Genomic DNA, 20633 nt, shown 5'->3' on the forward strand with positions numbered 1-20633 from the left:
CCTCGGCCCACCAGGGTGGCATGCCGCCTCGCCGAAGCCAACGGGGCGTCGTGATCCCGTCGCTCAGTCCCGTGACATGAGACCGATGACGGCGATGCGGCCCGTCGCGTGCAGCACCGCGTCCTCGTCGGTCAGCAGCGCCGCGTCGTACCGTCCGAGGGTCAGCCCGGACAGCTCGGCGGTCCCGTCGAGCACGACGACCAGTACGGCCGGGTCCGCGGGGAGGGTGAGGGGCGGCCGGGAGTGCGTGATCGTGACGGCCGGGGCCGCCTCTCCGCCCCGGCGCCACATGACGTTGAGGTTCACGACGGGGCCCCCGAGCAGGCGGCAGTCGGTGGGCAGGTCGCCGGGGAAGCCCTGGGGCGCGTAGCGGGTGTCGACGCGACGGCGTTCGCCGCCGACGGTCAGGTCCATTCCCTCGCCCTCGACCATGGTGAGGATCCGGTCCACCTCGGCGAACGCCGAGAACGGCCCGTCGGCGTCGACATCGGCGAGGCTCACCCGCCACACGAAGTCGCCCATGTCCGCGCCCGAGGGCCATGCGGCGATCTCACGGGTCACTCCGCCGCCGTTCTTCCAGGGCACGGCGGCCCGCTCTGCGGCGGGCAGCGGCTGTACGGTCACTGGACGACCCCCCGCGCCCGCGCCGCCGACAGCCACTGCGGGAACTCGCCCACGAGCCGGTCGTACAGCTCCCCGTCGGAGACCTTCCGCGGATCCGAACCGGCATGGAAGAACCCGGCGTTGTCGAGGACCCGCTTGTGCGGCACCGCCAACTCGTCGAGTTTGCGCAGGAATTCGAACTGCCGGCTGTCCGGATCCCCGAACCCGATGAACTGCCAGAACAGCGGAAGCTTCGCCGCCTTGCACAAGTACCGTTCCGCGGCGAGCTTGTTGATCGGTCCGCCGTCGGTCTGGAAGACGACGAGGGCGGGGTCCTTGGAGCCGCTGTCGAGATAGTGGTCGATGACGGCGTCCATGGCGAGGTGGTAGCTGGTCTTGCCCATGTGCCCGAGCCCGGCGACGATCCGCTCGATGCGGCCCTGGTGGTTGTCGAGCGCGATATCGGTGACGGCGTCTATGTCCGTGGAGAAGAAGACGACAGGCACGGTTCCGTCGTCGTCGAAGTGGGCGGCGAGACCGAGCACCCGGTCGGCGAGCGCCTGCACACTGCCGTCCTTGTAGTACTCCTTCATCGACCCCGAGTAGTCGACGACCAGATACACGGCGGCCCGCTGCCCGTTCAGCCCGTGCCGGGTGAGGGACACCCCCGCGCTCTTGTACAGACTGACCAACGCGGGCGCGGTCTCCTCCACCTTGGTCAGGCTGATTCCGGCCATGCGGAGCTCCCATCGCGCGAGGGTTGCGGAAACGCCGAGATTACGTCACCGCAGGCACTCAGGCACCCTCCGTCCCTCCCGCACACCGGCGTTCGATATTTTGTTCGCCGCCGCCCCCATCGGCACTCCTGTCACCGTCACGCAGTTACCTCCCGAGGAGCCGGCCGTGGAGCCCGAGTCCGCCGTCACCACCTGCTATCGCCATCCCAAGGTGGAGTCCCATGTGCGCTGCACGCGGTGCGACCGCTACATCTGCCCGGACTGCATGCGCGAGGCGGCCGTCGGCCACCAGTGCGTGGGGTGTGTGAAGGAGGGCGCGCGGTCGGTGCGGCAGGCCCGCACGGCCTTCGGCGGCCGGATCTCGACGGTGCCCGTGGTGACGTACCTGCTGATCGGCCTCAATGTGCTGGCCTATGTGGCCGAGGTGGCCCGTCCGTCGGTGGTCGACCGGTTCGAGATGCTGGGCCGGGGCCTGGCGGGCCCGGACGGCGGGCACTACCTGTGGCAGTACCCGTACCCGTCGGTCCTGCATCCCGAGGGGATCATCGATGGCGAGTGGTACCGGATGCTGACAGGCGCGTTCCTCCATCAGCCGCCCACCGAGGGCACGTTCGGGATCGCGCACATCGTGATGAACATGGTCGCGCTGTGGAACATCGGCCGGGTCGTGGAGGCCCAGCTCGGCCGGGCCCGCTACGTCACCCTGTACCTGCTTTCGGCGCTCGGCGGCTCGGTCCTCATCCTGCTGGCGGCTCCGGACGATCCCACGGTCGGCGCGTCCGGCGCCATCTTCGGCCTCGGAGCCGCGTACTACGTGATGGCCCGCCGGCTGGGCGCGGACATGCGCGGCGTCAACCAGTACATGGGGGGCCTGCTGCTCTGGCTGGTGATCTCGGCGTGGATCACCTCCTGGGAGGGCCACCTGGGCGGTCTGCTGGCGGGCGGTGCCGTGACGCTGGCCTACGCGTACGCGCCCCGCGACAGCCGCCGGGCTCTCCGCCAAGGGGCCGCGTGCGCGATGCTGTTGATGCTGCTGGTGGTCCTGGCCGTCGCGAAGATGTCCGCGCTGAAGAGCGGGGCGGCCTAGCCGATCCCTACGCTGGGCCCATGAAACGAGGTCGTCTTCTGCTGCTCGCGGTCCTCCCCCTCGTCACGGCGGCGGTCTACTTCTTCACCCCCGGGCCCTCGGGCGCGGGCGAGACCGCAGGGCACCCGGGAGCCCGCCAGGACGCCGGGCACACGGACGCCGAGGGCCTCGCCGCGCCCGACAAGAAGGAACTGGCCCAGCAGATCGTGGCGAGCGCCGAGAACTCCACGCTGGACTGGCGCAGCGCCTACTCCTACATCGAGGACATCGGCGACGGCCAGGGCTACACGGCTGGCCTCATCGGCTTCTGCACCGGCACCCACGACCTGCTCGTCCTGGTGGAGCACTACACGAAGGACCACCCGGGCAACGGTCTCGCCCGTTATCTCCCCGCCCTGCGCAAGGTCGACGGCACGGACTCGCACGAGGGCCTCGACCCGGGCTTCCCCGCGGCCTGGCGCGAGGAGGCCTCGGTGGCGGCCTTCCGCGCGGCCCAGGACGCCGAGCGCGACCGCGTCTACTTCGACCCCGCGGTCCGCCGCGCCACACTCGACGGCCTCGGCACACTGGGCCAGTTCATCTACTACGACGCCATGGTCATGCACGGCCCAGGCACCAGCGCGACCGGCTTCTACGGCCTGCGCACCCGCGCCCTGGCCCAGGCCGACACCCCCGCCGAGGGCGGCTCCGAGAAGGCCTACCTCGACATCTTCCTCGACATCCGCCGGGCGGCCATGAAGTCCAAGAACGCCCACCGCGACACGACCCGCATCGACACGGCCCAGCGGAAGTTCTTGTACGAGGGCAACCTGGACCTGCGTACGCCGCTGGAGTGGAAGGTGTACGGGGAGACGTACAAGGTGCCGTGACGCAGGTGCCGTAACCCCTGTGCGGTAGCCGAACGCACCACGGCGCCCACCAAAGTCCGGTCGGGGACAAGGCAGGCGCCGCGTTCAGTTCCGTACGCCGTTGTACGGGACGTTTGTTGGGTGGAGCGTCAGACCGCTGGTGGTCGTCAGACCATCAGGGAGCGGTCCGTCGGGCGGATCGGGGCCGGCAGGTCGCTCGCGCCCGTGAGGAAGCGGTCGACCCCGCGGGCGGCCGAGCGGCCCTCCGCGATGGCCCAGACGATCAGGGACTGGCCGCGGCCCGCGTCACCGGCGACGTACACGCCGGGGACGTTGGTCGCGAACTCGGCGTCTCGGGCGATGTTGCCGCGGGCGTCGAGCTCCAGGCCGAACTGGGAGACGACGCCGTTCTCGACGTCCGTGCCCGTGAAGCCCATGGCCAGCGTCACCAGCTGGGCCGGGATCTTGCGCTCCGTGCCCGGCTTCTGGGTCAGCTTGCCGTCGATGAACTCGACCTCGACGAGGTGCAGCCACTGGACATTGCCGTCCTCGTCGCCCTCGAAGTGGGTGGTCGAGACGGAGTAGACGCGCTCGCCGCCCTCCTCGTGCGCGGAGGTGACCTTGTAGAGCATCGGGAACGTCGGCCAGGGCTGGCCCGCGTTCCGCTCCTCGCCCGGTCGCGGCATGATCTCCAGCTGCGTCACCGAGGCCGCGCCCTGGCGGTGGGCGGTGCCCACGCAGTCCGCGCCGGTGTCGCCGCCGCCGATGACCACGACGTGCTTGCCCTCGGCGGTGATCGGGGGCGCCACGTAGTCGCCCTCCTGCACCTTGTTGGCCAGGGGCAGGTACTCCATCGCCTGGTGGATGCCCTTCAACTCCCGCCCGGGGGCGGGGAGATCGCGGGCGGTGGTCGCACCGGCGGCGATGACCACGGCGTCGTACCGCTTGCGCAGGTCCGTCGCCTTGAGGTCGCGGCCGATCTCGATGCCCGTACGGAAGCGGGTGCCCTCCGCGCGCATCTGCTCGATACGGCGGTTGATGTGCCGCTTCTCCATCTTGAACTCGGGGATGCCGTAGCGCAGCAGGCCGCCGATGCGGTCGGCGCGCTCGTACACGGCGACCGTGTGGCCGGCCCGGGTCAGCTGCTGGGCGGCGGCGAGACCGGCGGGGCCGGAACCGATGACCGCGACGGTCTTGCCCGACAGGCGCTCGGGGATCTGCGGGGCGACATCGCCCGTGTCCCACGCCTTGTCGATGATCGAGACCTCGACGTTCTTGATGGTCACGGCGGGCTGGTTGATGCCCAGCACACACGCGGACTCACAAGGAGCCGGGCACAGACGGCCGGTGAACTCCGGGAAGTTGTTCGTGGCGTGCAGGCGCTCGGACGCGGCGGACCAGTCCTCGCGGTACGCGTAGTCGTTCCACTCGGGGATCAGGTTCCCCAGCGGACAGCCGTTGTGGCAGAACGGGATGCCACAGTCCATACAGCGGCTGGCCTGCTTGGAGATGATCGGGAGCAGCGAGCCCGGAACGTAGACCTCGTTCCAGTCCTTGAGACGCACGTCCACGGGACGGGACTTGGCGACCTCACGGCCGTGGTTCAGAAAGCCCTTGGGATCAGCCATTGGTCGCCGCCTCCATCATCTTCTCGGTGATCTCGGACTCGGGGAGTCCGGCTCGCTCGGCGGCGTCCTTGGCGGCGAGCACTGCCTTGTATGCGCTGGGGATGATCTTGCTGAAGCGGTCCACGGAGACGGACCACTCGGCGAGGAGCTTCTCGGCGACCGTCGAGCCGGTCTCCTCCGCGTGCCGGCGCACTACGTCGTGCAGCCACTGCTTGTCGGTGTCGTCGAGCTCCTCCACGGCGCCCGCGTTGCCGACGTTCACGTTGTCGCGGTTCAGGTCGATGACGTACGCGACGCCACCGGACATGCCGGCCGCGAAGTTGCGGCCCGTCTCGCCCAGGACCACCGCGTGACCGCCGGTCATGTACTCGCAGCCGTGGTCGCCCACGCCCTCCGAGACCACCGTCGCGCCGGAGTTGCGGACGCAGAAGCGCTCGCCGGTGCGGCCGCGCAGGAAGAGCTCGCCGCCCGTCGCGCCGTACGCGATGGTGTTGCCCGCGATCGTCGAGTACTCGGCGAGGTGGTCGGCGCCCCGGTCGGGACGGACGATCACCCGGCCTCCGGAGAGGCCCTTGCCGACGTAGTCGTTGGCGTCGCCCTCCAGGCGCAGCGTGACACCGCGCGGCAGGAAGGCGCCGAAGGACTGGCCCGCGCTGCCGGTGAAGGTGATGTCGATGGTGTCGTCGGGCAGACCCGCGCCGCCGAACTTCTTCGTCACCTCGTGGCCGAGCATGGTGCCGACCGTGCGGTTGATGTTGCGGATCGCGACCTGGGCGCGGACCGGCTGGGCGTCGGTCGCGGAGTCCGCGGCCAGCGCGTCGGCGGCGAGCTTGATCAGCTCGTTGTCGAGCGCCTTCTCCAGGCCGTGGTCCTGCTCGATGACCTGGTGCAGCGCGGCACCCTCGGGCAGTTCGGGCACGTAGAAGAGCGGGGTCAGGTCCAGGCCCTGCGCCTTCCAGTGGGTGATCGCCCGCTCCACGTCGAGGTTCTCGGCGTGGCCGACGGCCTCCTCGATGGAGCGGAAGCCCAGCTCGGCGAGGATCTCGCGGACCTCTTCGGCGATGAACTTGAAGAAGTTCACGACGTACTCGGCCTTGCCGGCGAACCGGTCGCGCAGCACCGGGTTCTGGGTGGCGATGCCGACCGGGCAGGTGTCCAGGTGGCAGACGCGCATCATGACGCAGCCGGAGACGACGAGCGGCGCGGTCGCGAAACCGAACTCCTCGGCGCCGAGCAGCGCGGCGATGACGACGTCACGGCCGGTCTTCAGCTGGCCGTCGGTCTGCACGACGATGCGGTCGCGCAGGCCGTTGAGCAGCAGCGTCTGCTGGGTCTCGGCGAGGCCGAGCTCCCAGGGGCCGCCCGCGTGCTTCAGCGAGGTGAGCGGGGAGGCGCCCGTTCCGCCGTCGTGGCCGGAGATGAGGACGACGTCCGCGTGCGCCTTCGACACACCGGCCGCGACCGTGCCGACGCCGACCTCCGAGACCAGCTTCACGTGAATCCGCGCCTGCGGGTTCGCGTTCTTCAGGTCGTGGATCAGCTGAGCCAGGTCCTCGATGGAGTAGATGTCGTGGTGCGGCGGCGGGGAGATGAGGCCCACGCCCGGGGTGCTGTGCCGGGTCTTGGCGACCCAGGGGTACACCTTGTGGCCGGGCAGCTGGCCGCCCTCGCCGGGCTTGGCACCCTGCGCCATCTTGATCTGGATGTCGTCGGCGTTGACCAGGTACTCGGACGTGACGCCGAAGCGGCCGGAGGCGACCTGCTTGATCGACGAACGGCGCGCCGGGTCGTAGAGACGGTCCGCGTCCTCGCCGCCCTCACCGGTGTTGGACTTGCCGCCCAGCTGGTTCATGGCGATGGCGAGGGTCTCGTGCGCCTCGCGCGAGATCGAGCCGTACGACATGGCGCCGGTCGAGAACCGCTTGACGATCTCGGAGACGGACTCGACCTCGTCGATGGAGATCGAGGGGCGGTCCGACTTGAAGCCGAACAGGCCACGGAGCGTCATCAGGCGCTCGGACTGCTCGTTCACACGGTCCGTGTACTTCTTGAAGATCTCGTAGCTGCCGGAGCGCGTCGAGTGCTGGAGGCGGAAGACCGTCTCCGGGTCGAACAGGTGCGGCTCGCCCTCACGGCGCCACTGGTACTCGCCGCCTATGTCGAGGGCGCGGTGCGCGGGCGCGATGCCCGAAGCCGGGTAGGCCTTGGCGTGACGCGCCGCGACCTCCTTGGCGATGACGTCGAGACCGGCGCCGCCGATCTTCGTGGCCGTGCCGTTGAAGTACTTCTCGACGAAGGCCGTTTCGAGACCGACGGCCTCGAAGACCTGGGCGCCACGGTAGGAGGCGACGGTCGAGATGCCCATCTTGGACATGACCTTGAGGACGCCCTTGCCGAGCGCGTAGATCAGGTTGCGGATGGCCTGCTCGGACTCGATGCCGGTCAGGAAGGTACCGGCGCGGACGAGGTCCTCGACGGACTCCATCGCCAGGTACGGGTTGACCGCGGCGGCGCCGAAGCCGATGAGGAGGGCCACGTGGTGGACCTCGCGGACGTCGCCCGCCTCGACCAGGAGGCCCACCTGGGTGCGCTGCTTGGTGCGGATGAGGTGGTGGTGAACGGCCGCGGTGAGCAGCAGCGACGGGATCGGCGCGTGCTCGGCGTCCGAGTGACGGTCCGACAGGACGATCAGCCGGGCGCCGTTCTCGATGGCCGCGTCGGCCTCGGTGCAGATCTCGTCGATGCGCGCGGCGAGGGAGTCGCCGCCGCCGGAGACCCGGTACAGGCCGGACAGGGTCGCGGCCTTCATGCCGGGCATGTCGCCGTCGGCGTTGATGTGGATGAGCTTGGCCAGCTCGTCGTTGTCGATCACCGGGAAGGGCAGGGTGACGCTACGACAGGAAGCGGCCGTCGGCTCCAGCAGGTTGCCCTGCGGGCCCAGCGAGGAGCGCAGGGACGTGACCAGCTCCTCGCGGATCGCGTCCAGCGGCGGGTTGGTGACCTGCGCGAACAGCTGGGTGAAGTAGTCGAAGAGCAGCCGCGGACGCGAGGACAGCGCGGCGATCGGCGAGTCCGTGCCCATCGAACCGATCGGCTCGGCACCGGCCTTGGCCATCGGCGCGAGGATGACGCGCAGCTCCTCCTCGGTGTAACCGAAGGTCTGCTGGCGGCGGGTGACCGAGGCGTGGGTGTGCACGATGTGCTCACGCTCGGGCAGGTCGGAGAGCTCGATCTCGCCGGCTTCCAGCCACTCCGCGTACGGCTTGTCGACGGCGAGGCCGGCCTTGATCTCGTCGTCCTCGATGATGCGGTGCTCGACGGTGTCGACGAGGAACATCTTGCCGGGCTGCAGACGGCCCTTGCGGACGACCTTCGCGGGGTCGATGTCGAGGACGCCGACCTCGGAGCCGAGGACGACGAGGCCCTCGTCGGTGACCCAGTAGCGGCCGGGGCGCAGGCCGTTGCGGTCGAGGACCGCGCCGACCTGGGTGCCGTCGGTGAAGGTGACACAGGCCGGGCCGTCCCACGGCTCCATCATCGTGGCGTGGAACTGGTAGAAGGCGCGGCGGGCCGGGTCCATGGAGGCGTGGTTCTCCCACGCCTCCGGGATCATCATCAGCACGGAGTGCGGGAGCGAACGGCCGCCGAGGTGCAGGAGTTCGAGCACCTCGTCGAAGGAGGCTGAGTCGGAGGCGTCCGGCGTACAGACCGGGAAGATCCGCTCCAGGCCCTTGTCGCCGAAGAGTTCGGAGACCAGCTGGGACTCGCGGGCGCGCATCCAGTTGCGGTTGCCCTTGACCGTGTTGATCTCGCCGTTGTGCGCGACGAAGCGGTACGGGTGGGCGAGCGGCCAGCTCGGGAAGGTGTTCGTGGAGAACCGGGAGTGCACGAGCGCGATCGCGGAGGCGAAGCGGCGGTCGGACAGGTCCGGGAAGAAGGGCTCCAGCTGACCGGTGGTCAGCATGCCCTTGTAGACGATGGTGCGCGCGGAGAGCGACGGGAAGTAGACGCCGGCCTCGCGCTCGGCGCGCTTGCGCAGCACAAAGGCCTTGCGGTCGAGGTCGATGCCCTCGCTGACGCCGTCGGCCACGAAGATCTGGCGGAAGACGGGCATCGTCGAGCGGGCGGTGGCGCCGAGCAGCTCGGGGGCGACCGGGACCTCGCGCCAGCCCAGGACTGTGAGGCCCTCGGCGGCGGCGATCGTCTCGATCTGTGAGACGACGTCGGTGATGCCGTCCTCGGGGAGGAAGGCGATACCCACGGCGTACGCACCGGCCGCGGGGAGCTCGAATCCGGCCACTTCACGGAGGAAGGCGTCCGGAACCTGGGACAGGATGCCCGCGCCGTCGCCCGAGTCGGGCTCGGCGCCGGTGGCACCCCGGTGCTCCAGGTTGCGCAGAACCGTGAGCGCCTGCTCGACCAGCGCGTAGCTCGCCTCGCCGGTGAGGGTGGCCACAAAGCCGACGCCACAGGCGTCGTGCTCGTTGCGGGGGTCGTACATACCCTGCGCAGCAGGGCGAGCATCCATGAAGGACCACTTCTGGCCATTCGTGGAGTGCTGGGACGGCTGGCGCGGCGTACGCATCGGCTCTCCCGTCGTCGTCGTGGCATATGACATCTGCCGAGGGACGACGTTGGCCCTCTGCTGGGGTGCAAAATTTCGTGCAGGTTACATGATGGGGCGGTTCCCGGTAACTGGATACACCGTTCCAACATGCGGACACCGCGGGGTCGCGGCGGGGGGTACCGCGCTCGGCGGTGGAAGGTAAGGGACCTAAGCGGACAGATCAGTGACCGTCGGCCCGGTTCGCGGCAGGCTTCGTCGCCCACAGCGAGTGGTGCGTGCAGGCCTCATTGCCCACAGCGCTTACGGCTCATGCCCGGTGGTTAAGCAATCGAAACCGCCGAGTAACGGCTACTTATGCAGTCCCTTGCATAGGTGCTCGATGCATCATCCTACGGCGGTACCGAACAAGCTGCCCAGGACGTACGTCACACCCGCCGCCGCACCACCCAGAGCGAGCTGCCGGATCCCGCTGAACCACCAGGACCGCGCGGTCACCTTCGCCACCACCGCACCGCACGCGAAGAGCCCGATCAGCGCGAGCAGCAGCGCGGGCCACAAGGCGGTCGCACCCAGCAGGAACGGCAGCACGGGGAGCACGGCGCCGAGAGCGAAGGAGCCGAAGCTGGACACGGCGGCGACGGTCGGGGAGGGCAGGTCGCCGGGGTCTATGCCCAGTTCCTCGCGGGCGTGGATCTCCAGAGCCTGCTCGGGGTCGCGGGACAGCTGCCTGGCGACCTCCCGCGCCAGCTCGGGCTCGACACCGCGGGCCTGGTAGAGCTCGGCGAGCTCGCGCTCCTCGTCAAGGGGGTGCTTGCGCAACTCCCGTCGCTCGACGTCGAGTTCGGCCTCGACGAGTTCGCGCTGCGAGGCGACGGAGGTGTACTCGCCGGCAGCCATGGAGAAGGCGCCCGCGGCGAGGCCCGCGAGCCCGGTGATGACGATCGTCTGATGAGACACGGACCCGCCGGCGACGCCGGTCATCAGGGCGAGGTTGGACACGAGCCCGTCCATGGCACCGAACACCGCCGGGCGCAGCCATCCGCCGTTCACATCCCGGTGGGTGTGGTTGTCACGGTGCGCCTCGTGCAGTGTCGCTTCGATCTCGATGATGGCCATACGGGTCCCCCAGCGCTCTAAGGTAAGGCTAACTTTAGACAAGTTCCACTCTTCGACAACACTGAACTTACGCCCTTCATTTCGCCCCCGCCAGCAAGGAAAGGCTGGGCTAACCTGCACCTTTACCGGCTTACGCTCATTCGTGCGAATGTCTGCACAGATGTCGACCGGGTGACAGTGAGGCCGATGAGGCTCCTGTCAACCGCCAATGTGGGAGAGATCCGCAAAGGGTTCCGCGCGCTCGGTTCCGCGCACTGACAGGGGCCCCGAGAGGAGAGGCACGTATGGCTTCCATCGCCTGCATTCCCTCGGTCCCGGCGCCCGGGGACGCCGCCGATCTCCGCGAACGGGCGCGCGGCGCGCTGCTCGGACTCGCCGTCGGGGACGCGCTGGGCGCGCCCGCCGAGAACATGAAGCCGTCGGAGATCCGTGCGAAGTGGGGCCGGATCACGGGATACGTCGCCGAGCACCCGGCCGGGACGGACGACACCGAGTACGCGATCTTCTCGGGGCTGCTGCTGGCCCGGCACGGCTCGGCGCTCACCGTGGCCCATGTCGAGTCGGCCTGGCACCAGTGGATCGCGGACCGTGACGAGGGCCCGTTCAAGGGTGCGGGTTTCAGCGAGCGCGGCACGCTGGAGAACCTGCGCCGCGGCCTGGCGGCGCCGATCTCGGCCCAGCACCGGCACGCCTGGAGTGACGGCCTGGCCATGCGCGCGGCCCCCTTCGGCGTCTTCGCGGCCGGCCGCCCGGCGGAAGCCGCGAGGCTCGTCGCCATCGACGGCTCGGTGAGCCATGACGGGGAGGGCATCTACGGCGGCCAGGCGGTCGCGGCGGGCGTCGCGGCGGCGATGGCGGGCGCCCCCACGATCGCGGTGGTCGCCTCCGCGCTCGCGGTGATCCCGGACGACTCCTGGACGGCCCGCTCCCTGCGCCGGGCGGTCGCAGTGGCTCACCGGGGCGAGCGCGCGGTCCGCTCGGCGGTCGTCATCGGCGGCTACCCCTGGACCGACCTCGCCCCCGAGGCCGTCGCCCTCGCCTTCGGCGCCTACGCGGCCGCCGACGGCGCCTTCACCGAGTCCGTGCTCACCGCAGTGAACATGGGTCGCGACGCCGACACGACGGCGGCGGTCGCGGGCGCCCTGGCCGGCGCGACCCACGGCGCCTCGTCGATCCCGGCCGCCTGGGCAGCGGCCATCGGCCCGGCCCGGGGCAGCTGCCTCCCCTCGATGGAGGGCCACCACGTACTGGACGTGGCGGAACTGCTGACGCCGGGCGACGACGGGAAGTGGGGGGCCGGGGGACACGCACGAGGTGCGGGCAGGGGTGGGGGCGCGGGCGGGTTCGTACGAGATCCGGGCGGCGAGTGGTCCCTCCCCGCCCCGGACGCGTACGCACTGCCCCACCCGGACGCGTACGCACTTCCCTACGCCCCTCCCCACGCGTTTCCCGACACGGACGCGAACGCGCTTCCCTACGCCGACGCGTACGTCCTCGCCGCCGATGACGACGAGGTACGACCGTGAGGCCCGGCCTGGTCGGAGACGAGCCCGGAGAGAGCACGGGCGAGGGAGCCGGAGTGGGGGCCACCCCTGCGGCAGAGGCCGTTTCGGCGATCCTCCTCACGGAGGCACCCGGCACGGAGGACACGGAGGAGCAGCCCCTCATGCCGACCCTCCTCACCGAGCCACCCGGCACGAAGGAGCAAGCCCTCACGGCAGCCCTTCTCACCGAGCCACCCGGCACGAAGGAGCAAGCCCTCACGGCGACGCCCGTCACGGAGCTGCTGGGCACGACGGGGCCCGGCACGACGGGGCCCGGCACGGCAGCGCCCGTCGCGGCAGCGCCCGGCACGAAGGTGTCCAGCACAGAGGAGCCCCTCGCGGGAGCGCTCAGCACGGTGACGCCCGATGCGGCAGCCCCCCGCACGGCGACGCCCGTCGCGGCAACGCCCCGCATGGCGGCACCCACGCTTACAGAGCCCGGCACGGAGGCGCCCGCCCTCACGGACCCCCGCACGGCGCCCGCCCTCGCAGAGCCCCGCGCAGGGGCACCCACCCTCACAGACCCCCGCACGGAAACACCCCCGCGCACGCGCCCCCGTCGTATCGAGGGGCTTCTCCTCGGGCTGGCCGCGGGGGACGCCGCCGGCTGGCCCGCCGCGCGGCACCGTGCCGCGCGGATGCCCGAGTGGACGCGGCGGCTGACGCGGGAGCTGGACACGTTCGCGGAGCAGAACGCGACGACGACGCTGCCCGTGCCGATCGCGCTGAACCAGCCGCCGGAGCCGCTGCGGCTCGGCCCGTCGGACGACGCGGAGTGGGCGGCGTTCGCGGCGGAGGCCGTGCTGCGGGCCGGGGAGGGCGCCGCGCTCGGGGACCTGAGCCGGGAGCGGCGGATGCGGGCGTCCATCGACCTGTCGTGGAACGCCATCGCCAGCGAGGTCGCCGCGGCCGCCGAGCGCGCCCCCGAGGTCGAGTCCGCGCTGCTCCCGCTGCGCGCCCGTATCTCCGTACGGGCCGGACTCGGCAACCTGGCCACCGGTCTGCGCCCGCCCGCGACCGGCCACGACAACCCGCACTACTTCGACGACGCGGCCTGCGTACGGGCCTGCGTGCTGGCCGTGGCCCACCCGGGCGACCCCCGACTCGCCGCGGAACTCGCCGAGTTCGACGCCCGCTACACCCAGGACAGCGACGGCGTGCACGGCGCCCGTGCCATGGCCGCGGCGGTGTCGCTCGCCCTCGCCGGGGCCGATGTCGACGCCTGCGTGGACGCCGCCCTGGCCGAACTCCCCGCATCGACGGAGATCGGCCGCAACACCCGGCACGCGCTGCGGCTCGCCCGCGAGAGCGAGGGCACCTTCGCGCTCGTCCCCTTGCTGGAACATCAGATCGTCGACCATGTCTACAGCTATGGCATCGCGGCCGCCGAAACCGTCCCCGTCGCCCTCGCCCTCGCCACCGCCGCGCACGGCCGGATCGCGGAAGCGGTACCCGCCGCCGCGTGCCTGTCCCGCGTGGCCGACTCCGCGCCGGCTCTCGCCGGAGCACTGACCGGCGCCCTCGGCGGTGGAGCCGCGATCCCCGCCGCCTGGCGCGACGCCTGCCGCACGCTGTCCGGCTGCGCGCTCCCCCGCCTCACCGGTACGGATCTCATCGGACTCGCCGACCTCCTGGAAGCCACGGAACTGGCCACCCCAGAGGGATGATTCGGGCATGACGCCCAAAGGAGAAGGAACAGGATCCACCCTCGACGAACGGATCGCCGGAGCCCTCGTCGGAGCCGCCGTCGGCGACGCGCTCGGCGGCCCCGTCGAGGGGTACTCCCCCGAGCAGATCACCGAACGTCACGGCGGCCGGGTACACGGCATCGTCTGCCCCTGGAACGGCGACGACTGGCGTACGGCCCGCCCCATCGCCCCGTACCACAAGGGCGACGGGCACGTCACCGACGACACCTTGATGACCCATGCGCTGGTACGGGTGTACGCCACCGTCCGCGACCACCTCGACGCGTACGCCGTCGCCGAGCACCTGGTCCCCGACCTCATGGGCACCCCCCGCTGGATCCCCGAACTGGAGGCCGAGGCCCTCCCCCTCCAGCGGATCTTCCTCGCGGAGAAATGGCTGGTGGCCCGCCTCCACTACGGCCATGTGGACCCCCGCGAGGCAGGCACCGGCAACATCGTCAACTGCGGTGCCGCGATGTACATGGCCCCGGTCGGCCTGGTCAACGCGGCCAACCCGGCCCGCGCCTACGCCGAGGCGCTCGACATCGCGGGCGCCCACCAGTCGTCGTACGGCCGCGAGGCGGCGGGCGTCTTCGCGGCGGGGGTGGCGGCGGCGTGCGCACCCGGGGCGACCCCGGACTCCGTCGTGGCCGCCTGCCTGGCCCTGGCGAAGGACGGCACCCGCTCGGCCATCGAGGCGGTCTGCGAAGTCGCCGCCCGGCACACGGACTTCGAGTCGGCGCTGGTCCCGCTGCGGGAGGCGGTTGCCCCCTACGACACGGTCGGCCCCGACTACCGCTCCCCCTCCCTCGGCGCCCGCCGCCCTTCCCGCCTCCACTCCATTGAGGAACTCCCCCTCGCCCTGGGCATGTTGGTGGTCGCGGCCGGCGACTACCGGCACGCGGTCCTCGGCTCGGTCAACTACGGCCGCGACTGCGACTCCATCGCCACCATGTCCGGCGCCCTCGCCGGCGCCCTCGGCTCCGAGGTCCCGCACGACTGGGCCAAGACGGTGGCGGAGTCGAGCCGCCTCGACCTGAACGCCCCCGCGAGGACGCTCACGGAGGTGACCGGCGAGATCTTCGAACGGGACGCCCGACGCCACCGGGCTCACGCGTCGGCGTACGCGGCGTTGACGGGAACACCATGCTCCGACTGACCTGGGTCCAACCGGAGGACCTCCTCGGCCACGAACTCCACCAGGCCTCCCAGGACGGCCGCGCCCCCTCGGCCATCGCCTCCCGCTGGCGAGCGGCCGGCGGCCCGGAGGCCCCCCTCCGCGCGGGCGCCTCCCCCACCCCGGCATCCCCCTACCTCCGGATACTGGCCAAGGACCTCCTGGACGAACTGGCAGACCTGCCCAGCAAGTTGGCAGAACACGAACCAACAAGCCTGACAAAGATCAGAACCCACTGCCCCGACTGGCCCGCCCGGCCTGGCGCCCTGTCGGCGCCGGTAAGCGCCCCCACCCCCAGCTCCGCTCCCACCCAGGCCCGCCTGGAAGCAGCCTGGCTAGGCAGAGCAGTCGGCTGCCTCCTGGGCAAACCAGTGGAGAAGCTCCCCCTCCAAGGCATCCGAGCCCTCGCCCGGGCCACCGGCAACTGGCCCCTCCACACCTGGTTCACGGCACGCGGCGTCCCGGACGACCTCAAGACCACCTACCCCTGGAACAAACGCTCCGCCCCCACCTCCCTCGCCGAGAACATCGACGGCATGCCAGAGGACGACGACCTCAACTACCCCCTCCTGAACATCCTGTTGCTCCAGCGCCACGGCAGGAACTTCACCACCGCGGACGTAGCGAGACTCTGGCTGGACGAACTCCCCGCAGGCCGCACCTTCACCGCCGAACGCATCGCCTACCGCAACCTCCTCACCGGCATCGGCCCCCCACGCACGGCCCGCCACCGCAACCCGTTCCGCGAGTGGATCGGCGCCCTGATCCGCGCGGACGTACACGGCTGGACCAACCCCGGCGACCCGGCCGCCGCCGCGGAACAGGCCCACCGCGACGCCACCCTCACCCACACGGCGAACGGCGTCTACGCGGCGATGTTCACGGCGGCCACCATCGGCGCCGCGGCCACCGGAACGCACGACATCCACGCCTGCCTGCACACCGGACTCACCGTCGTCCCGCCCGCCTCCCGCCTCGCCCAGGCGGTCCGCCACGCCGTCCGACTCGCCCGTACGACATCGGACTTCGACGCGGTCGTCGACGAACTGCACACCACCCACCGCGCCTACCACTGGGTCCACGCCATCCCCAACACCGCCCTGATCGCCGCCGCCCTCACCCATGCGGACGGCGACTTCTCCGGCTCCATCTGCCGTGCGGTGTCGGGCGGCTGGGACACCGACTCCAACGGCGCGACGGCGGGAAGCATCGCGGGTCTGCTGGCAGGAGACCCGCTCGCCCTCCCCGACCGCTGGACCACCCCCCTGAAGAACCGCCTCGCCACCTCGATCGCCGATTTCAACGGCATCGGCTTCGACACCCTCGCCCATCTCACGCACCGGGAGACCCGTCGCCCATGACCCATATCGCCGTACTCGGCAGCACGAACATGGACCTCGTCGCGTACGTCGCCAAGGCCCCGCAGCGCGGAGAGACCGTGACGGGACGGGAGTTCCGTACGATCCCCGGCGGCAAGGGCGCCAACCAGGCGGTGGCCGCGGCCCACGCGGGCGCGGACGTCTCGTTGATCGGCGCGGTGGGCGCGGACGCCTTCGGCAGCTTGCTCCGGTCCACACTGGAGCACTCGGGCGTGGACACCGACCATCTGCGCACCACCGAGGGCCCGTCCGGCACCGCGCACATCGTCGTGGACGACGAGGGCGGCAACGCGATCGTCGTCATCCCCGGCGCGAACGGCACCGTCACCGCCCTCGCCCCCGGAGACGAGGGCCTCATCGCCACCGCCGACGCGCTCCTGCTCCAGCTGGAGATCCCGCTGGACGCGGTCGTCGCGGGCGCGGAAGCCGCGCGCCGGCACGGCGTCCGTACGATCCTCACCCCCTCCCCCGCGCAACCCCTGCCACCCCAACTCCTCGCCTCCATCGACCTGTTGGTGCCCAACGAGCACGAGGCCGCCGCGCTCACCGGCGTCACCGACCCCCGCGAGGCCGCCGCCGCCCTGCTGGACCAGGTTCCGGAGGTCGTCGTGACGCTGGGCGCGGCCGGCAGCCTGTACGCGGCCCGCGGCGCAGCCCTCCTCAGCGTGCCCGCGCCCCAGGTGACCGCCGTGGACTCGACCGGTGCGGGCGACACCTTCGTCGGCACCCTCGCGGTGGCGCTCGGCGAGGGCCGGGAGATGCCGGAGGCGCTCGCATGGGCATCGGCGGCGGCCGCGCTGTCGGTGCAGCGGCCCGGGGCGTCGTCCTCGATGCCGTACCGCTCCGAGATCGACACCCAGGCCGGCTCATGACAGCGCACTCGCAGGGCGGCCCCCTCGCCGGGCTGCGCGTCCTCGACCTCGCCACCCTCTTCGCCGGACCGCTCGCCGCCACCATGCTCGGCGACTTCGGCGCGGAGGTCATCAAGGTCGAGCATCCGGCCAAGCCGGACCCGTCCCGGGGGCACGGCCCGTCGAAGGACGGCATCGGCCTGTGGTGGAAACTCCTCGGCCGCAACAAGCGCACGATCACCCTCGACCTGTCCAGGCCCGGCGGTCGTGAGACCCTGCTCCGCCTCGCCGCCACCTCCGACGTGATCATCGAGAACTTCCGCCCCGGCACGCTGGAGAAGTGGGATCTCGGGTGGGAGGAACTGTCCGCGGCGAACCCGCGGCTCGTCCTCGCCCGGGTCACCGGCTTCGGCCAGTTCGGCCCGTACGCGCACCGCCCCGGCTTCGGCACCCTCGCGGAGGCGATGAGCGGCTTCGCGGCGATCACCGGCGAGCCCGGCTCCCCGCCGACCCTCCCCCCGTTCGGCCTGGCCGACTCGATCGCGGGCCTGGCGACGGCGTACGCCGTGATGACCGCGCTGACGGCCCGCGAGCGCACCGGCGAGGGCCAGGTCGTCGACATGGCGATCATCGAGCCGATCCTGACCGTCCTCGGCCCGCAGCCCATCTGGTACGACCAGTTGGGCCACGTCCAGCCGCGTACCGGCAACCGCTCCGCGAACAACGCGCCCCGCAACACCTACCGCACGGCGGACGGTTCCTGGGTCGCGGTCTCCACGTCGGCGCAGTCGATCGCCGAGCGGGTGATGCGGCTGGTCGGGCGCCCGGACGTGATCGAGGAGCCATGGTTCGCGACCGGTGCGGACCGGGCGCGCCACGCGGAGATCCTGGACGAGGCGGTCGGGGCCTGGATCGCCCGCCGTACCCGCGCCGAGGTCCTGGAGGCGTTCGAGAAGGCGGAGGCGGCGGTGGCTCCCATCCAGGACGTCCGGGACGTCATGAACGACCCGCAGTACGAGGCCCTGGACACGATCACCACCATCGACGACCCCGAACTGGGCCCGCTGCGCATGCAGAACGTCCTCTTCCGGCTCTCCGCCACGCCCGGTGCGATCCACTGGGCGGGCCGTCCGCACGGCGCGGACACGGAGACGGTGCTCGCCGAACTCGGCCTGACGGGGCCCGAGATCGACGCCCTGCGAGCGGAGGGCGCCCTGTGACCGCGGAGTTCCCTCTCACCTGGCTGTACGCCCCCGGGGACCGCCCCGACGTCGTGGCCAAGGCCCTCGTCTCCGGCGCGGACGTCGTCCTCGTCGACCTGGAGGACGCGGTCGCCCCGGACCGCAAGGAGTACGCCCGCGCCGCCACGGCGGACCTCCTCACCGAACCGACACCGGTCCCCGTCATGGTCCGGGTGAACGCCCTCGACGGCCCGCTGGCCGAGGCCGACCTCAAGACCCTCTCCCCGCTCCCCGGCCTGTCCGGTCTCCGGCTGCCCAAGGTGACCTCGCCCGACGACGTCGTACGGGTCGCGGAGGGCGCCACTCCCGCCGAGGGGGGCGCGATCCCGCTGTACGCCCTCCTGGAGACGGCCCTCGGCGTCGAGCAGGCCTTCGCCATCGCGTCCGCGCACCGGGCGCTGCGCGGTGTCTCGCTCGGCGAGGCGGATCTACGGGCCGACCTGGGCGTACGGGAGGACGCGGGCCTGGACTGGTCCCGTGCCCGGGTGATCGTGGCCGCCCGTGCGGCGGGCCTGCCGCCGCCGGTCCAGTCGGTCTACCCCGACATCCGCGACGTGGAGGGCCTCGCCGCGTCCTGCGCGCACGGCCGCACCCTGGGCTTCCTCGGCCGCGCGGCCATCCACCCCCGTCAGCTCCCCATCATCGAGCGGGCCTACCTGCCCACCCCGGCCGAGATCGACTCCGCCGAAGCCATCGTCAAGGCCGCCGCCACCGGCCCCGGCGCCCAGGCCCTCCCCGACGGCCGCTTCATCGACGCAGCGGTAGTAGTAGGCGCCCACCGCACCCTCGCCCTGGCACGCCGCCTGGTCTGACCCTCCCGGGGCTCGTGGGTGGGGGCTGGGCGCGCAGTTCCCCGCGCCCCTAAAAGCACCCGAGGTGGGCCGGGGGCGATGGGACGTAGCCCCGAGCCGTCAGGGGCGCGGGGAACTGCGCGCCCAGCCCCCACCCACCCGCAGACGCATTCAGGGGGGTCTGGGGGCGCAGCCCCCAGGAACGGGATGGGACGGGTAGGGGCGGCGGGGGCGAAAAAAGAGGGTGCCGCGTTCCAGGACGCGGCGCCCTCTTCGACGTACCGAAGAACTCAGCTCTTCTTGGCGGACTCGGCCTCGTCGGACTCCGTGGACTCGGCGTCAGCCGACTCATCCGGCTCAGCCGACTTCTCCAGGTCGACGGCCTCGTCGTCACCCGAGTCGTCACCCTCGCCGGAAGCGCCCGCACTGTCACCGTCGCCACCGCCGGAGGCACCCGCCCCCGGCTCCACAACCTCTTCCCGCCCAGGCCGCCGACGCGAGGAGATGACGATGTAGAGCACCGCGAGAAGGAAGACCACCATCGCGGTCCAGTCGTTGAGACGCAGGCCCAGGATGTGGTGGGCATCGTCGACGCGCATGTACTCGATCCAGCCCCGGCCCACGCAGTACGCGGCGACATACAGGGCGAACGCACGACCGTGGCCCAGCTTGAAGCGGCGGTCGGCCCAGATGACGAGGAATCCGACGCCGATGCACCACAGCGACTCGTACAGGAACGTCGGGTGGTAGTAGCCCGGCACACGCCCGTCCGTGGAGGACGTGATGTGCAGCGCCCAGGGCAGGTCCGTCGCCTTGCCGTACAGCTCCTGGTTGAACCAGTTGCCCCAGCGCCCGATCGCCTGCGCGAAGGCGATACCGGGGGCGATGGCATCGGCGTAGGCGGGAAGCGGGATGCCGCGGCGGCGGCAGCCGATCCACGCGCCCACCGCGCCGAACGCGATCGCGCCCCAGATACCGAGGCCGCCCTGCCACACCTTGAAGGCGTCCACCCAGTCGCGGCCGTCGCTGAAGTACAGCTCGTAGTCCGTGATCACGTGGTAGAGCCGGCCGCCGACGAGGCCGAAGGGGACGGCCCAGACCGAGATGTCGGCCACCGTGCCGGCCCGCCCGCCCCGGGCGACCCAGCGCCTGTTGCCGAGCCAGACGGCTACGAAGACGCCGATGATGATGCAGAACGCGTAGCCGCGCAGCGGAATGGGGCCGAGGTGCAGCACACCGCGCGACGGGCTGGGAATGAAGGCAAGTTCCATGGCAAGGTCGACGCTACCGTGCCGGACGCCACCGACGGCAAGCAGCCCTGCAACGGGTCCATAACGTGCGGTGCCCCCGGCCTGCCACAGGCCGGGGGCACCAAG

General features: G+C 71.4%; 15 protein-coding genes. 9 read left to right on the forward strand and 6 right to left on the reverse strand.

The window, feature by feature from the left end:
• Nucleotides 1–63: 63 nt before the first annotated feature.
• Both AB5J50_RS13545 and AB5J50_RS13550 read right to left on the reverse strand, forming a co-directional pair.
• Complete coding sequence (locus AB5J50_RS13545; RefSeq protein ID WP_369257874.1) at nucleotides 64–624, reverse strand: HutD family protein; 561 nt, start codon at nucleotides 622–624, stop codon at nucleotides 64–66.
• On the reverse strand, nucleotides 621–1340 hold the full coding sequence (locus AB5J50_RS13550) for a VWA domain-containing protein (protein ID WP_369257876.1): 720 nt from the start codon (nucleotides 1338–1340) through the stop codon (nucleotides 621–623). Before AB5J50_RS13550 ends, AB5J50_RS13545 begins: the two co-directional genes overlap by 4 nt.
• 166 nt (nucleotides 1341–1506) lie before the next feature.
• Here AB5J50_RS13550 and AB5J50_RS13555 point away from each other — a divergent pair, with 166 nt between their 5' ends.
• Together AB5J50_RS13555 and AB5J50_RS13560 are read left to right on the forward strand one after the other, a co-directional pair.
• The gene (locus AB5J50_RS13555; protein ID WP_369257878.1) at nucleotides 1507–2427 is read left to right on the forward strand and encodes a rhomboid family intramembrane serine protease; all 921 of its coding nucleotides are present in this window, start codon (nucleotides 1507–1509) and stop codon (nucleotides 2425–2427) included.
• 20 nt (nucleotides 2428–2447) lie between these two features.
• Nucleotides 2448–3296 carry a chitosanase gene (locus AB5J50_RS13560; RefSeq protein ID WP_369257880.1) on the forward strand — a complete coding sequence of 283 codons (849 nt, stop codon included), beginning with the start codon at nucleotides 2448–2450 and terminating at the stop codon, nucleotides 3294–3296.
• Between the two features lie 146 nt (nucleotides 3297–3442).
• Here the strand turns inward: AB5J50_RS13560 and AB5J50_RS13565 are convergent, their stop codons facing one another.
• From AB5J50_RS13565 to AB5J50_RS13575, 3 genes are all read right to left on the reverse strand, one after another.
• Nucleotides 3443–4903 carry a glutamate synthase subunit beta gene (locus tag AB5J50_RS13565; RefSeq protein ID WP_327427986.1) on the reverse strand — a complete coding sequence of 487 codons (1461 nt, stop codon included), beginning with the start codon at nucleotides 4901–4903 and terminating at the stop codon, nucleotides 3443–3445.
• A complete protein-coding gene (gene gltB / locus AB5J50_RS13570) occupies nucleotides 4896–9488 on the reverse strand; it encodes a glutamate synthase large subunit (RefSeq protein ID WP_369257882.1) in 4593 nt (1530 codons plus the stop codon). Before gltB ends, AB5J50_RS13565 begins: the two co-directional genes overlap by 8 nt.
• Before the next feature lie 366 nt (nucleotides 9489–9854).
• The gene (locus AB5J50_RS13575; protein ID WP_327427988.1) at nucleotides 9855–10586 is read right to left on the reverse strand and encodes a VIT1/CCC1 transporter family protein; all 732 of its coding nucleotides are present in this window, start codon (nucleotides 10584–10586) and stop codon (nucleotides 9855–9857) included.
• A gap of 284 nt (nucleotides 10587–10870) precedes the next feature.
• Here AB5J50_RS13575 and AB5J50_RS13580 point away from each other — a divergent pair, with 284 nt between their 5' ends.
• The 7 genes from AB5J50_RS13580 to AB5J50_RS13610 all read left to right on the forward strand — a co-directional run bounded on the left by AB5J50_RS13580 (nucleotide 10871) and on the right by AB5J50_RS13610 (nucleotide 19278).
• Nucleotides 10871–12112, forward strand: a complete 1242-nt coding sequence (locus AB5J50_RS13580) for an ADP-ribosylglycohydrolase family protein (RefSeq protein WP_369257884.1) — start codon at nucleotides 10871–10873, stop codon at nucleotides 12110–12112.
• A gap of 431 nt (nucleotides 12113–12543) precedes the next feature.
• Nucleotides 12544–13797 carry an ADP-ribosylglycohydrolase family protein gene (locus AB5J50_RS13585; protein ID WP_369265384.1) on the forward strand — a complete coding sequence of 418 codons (1254 nt, stop codon included), beginning with the start codon at nucleotides 12544–12546 and terminating at the stop codon, nucleotides 13795–13797.
• Between the two features lie 7 nt (nucleotides 13798–13804).
• Nucleotides 13805–14977, forward strand: coding sequence for an ADP-ribosylglycohydrolase family protein (locus AB5J50_RS13590; protein WP_369257886.1), 1173 nt, complete (start codon nucleotides 13805–13807; stop codon nucleotides 14975–14977).
• Nucleotides 14965–16356 (forward strand): ADP-ribosylglycohydrolase family protein, encoded by a 1392-nt coding sequence (locus AB5J50_RS13595; protein ID WP_369257888.1) that lies wholly within the window; start codon nucleotides 14965–14967, stop codon nucleotides 16354–16356. Before AB5J50_RS13590 ends, AB5J50_RS13595 begins: the two co-directional genes overlap by 13 nt.
• Nucleotides 16353–17246 carry a ribokinase gene (gene rbsK, locus AB5J50_RS13600; protein WP_369257890.1) on the forward strand — a complete coding sequence of 298 codons (894 nt, stop codon included), beginning with the start codon at nucleotides 16353–16355 and terminating at the stop codon, nucleotides 17244–17246. Before AB5J50_RS13595 ends, rbsK begins: the two co-directional genes overlap by 4 nt.
• Nucleotides 17243–18445, forward strand: coding sequence for a CaiB/BaiF CoA transferase family protein (locus AB5J50_RS13605; protein WP_369257892.1), 1203 nt, complete (start codon nucleotides 17243–17245; stop codon nucleotides 18443–18445). The genes rbsK and AB5J50_RS13605 overlap by 4 nt, the downstream gene beginning before the upstream one ends.
• The gene (locus tag AB5J50_RS13610) at nucleotides 18442–19278 is read left to right on the forward strand and encodes a CoA ester lyase (protein ID WP_369257894.1); all 837 of its coding nucleotides are present in this window, start codon (nucleotides 18442–18444) and stop codon (nucleotides 19276–19278) included. Before AB5J50_RS13605 ends, AB5J50_RS13610 begins: the two co-directional genes overlap by 4 nt.
• Nucleotides 19279–19547: 269 nt before the next feature.
• Here the strand turns inward: AB5J50_RS13610 and lgt are convergent, their stop codons facing one another.
• Nucleotides 19548–20528: a prolipoprotein diacylglyceryl transferase gene (gene lgt, locus AB5J50_RS13615; protein ID WP_369257896.1), complete on the reverse strand. Its 981-nt coding sequence runs from the start codon at nucleotides 20526–20528 to the stop codon at nucleotides 19548–19550.
• Nucleotides 20529–20633 lie beyond the last annotated feature (105 nt).

The sequence above is a fragment of the Streptomyces sp. R35 genome (genome assembly GCF_041053035.1).
Lineage (GTDB): Bacteria > Actinomycetota > Actinomycetes > Streptomycetales > Streptomycetaceae > Streptomyces > Streptomyces lutosisoli.

Bases quoted from the DNA above. Each gene is read 5' to 3' on its own strand.
- lgt (WP_369257896.1), bottom strand. From the start codon at position 20,528: ATGGAACTTGCCTTCATTCCCAGCCCGTCGCGCGGTGTGCTGCACCTC.
- gltB (WP_369257882.1), bottom strand. From the start codon at position 9,488: ATGCGTACGCCGCGCCAGCCGTCCCAGCACTCCACGAATGGCCAGAAG.
- AB5J50_RS13550 (WP_369257876.1), bottom strand. From the start codon at position 1,340: ATGGCCGGAATCAGCCTGACCAAGGTGGAGGAGACCGCGCCCGCGTTG.
- AB5J50_RS13585 (WP_369265384.1), top strand. From the start codon at position 12,544: ATGGCGGCACCCACGCTTACAGAGCCCGGCACGGAGGCGCCCGCCCTC.
- AB5J50_RS13580 (WP_369257884.1), top strand. From the start codon at position 10,871: ATGGCTTCCATCGCCTGCATTCCCTCGGTCCCGGCGCCCGGGGACGCC.
- AB5J50_RS13590 (WP_369257886.1), top strand. From the start codon at position 13,805: ATGACGCCCAAAGGAGAAGGAACAGGATCCACCCTCGACGAACGGATC.
- rbsK (WP_369257890.1), top strand. From the start codon at position 16,353: ATGACCCATATCGCCGTACTCGGCAGCACGAACATGGACCTCGTCGCG.
- AB5J50_RS13575 (WP_327427988.1), bottom strand. From the start codon at position 10,586: ATGGCCATCATCGAGATCGAAGCGACACTGCACGAGGCGCACCGTGAC.
- AB5J50_RS13605 (WP_369257892.1), top strand. From the start codon at position 17,243: ATGACAGCGCACTCGCAGGGCGGCCCCCTCGCCGGGCTGCGCGTCCTC.
- AB5J50_RS13560 (WP_369257880.1), top strand. From the start codon at position 2,448: ATGAAACGAGGTCGTCTTCTGCTGCTCGCGGTCCTCCCCCTCGTCACG.
- AB5J50_RS13595 (WP_369257888.1), top strand. From the start codon at position 14,965: ATGCTCCGACTGACCTGGGTCCAACCGGAGGACCTCCTCGGCCACGAA.
- AB5J50_RS13565 (WP_327427986.1), bottom strand. From the start codon at position 4,903: ATGGCTGATCCCAAGGGCTTTCTGAACCACGGCCGTGAGGTCGCCAAG.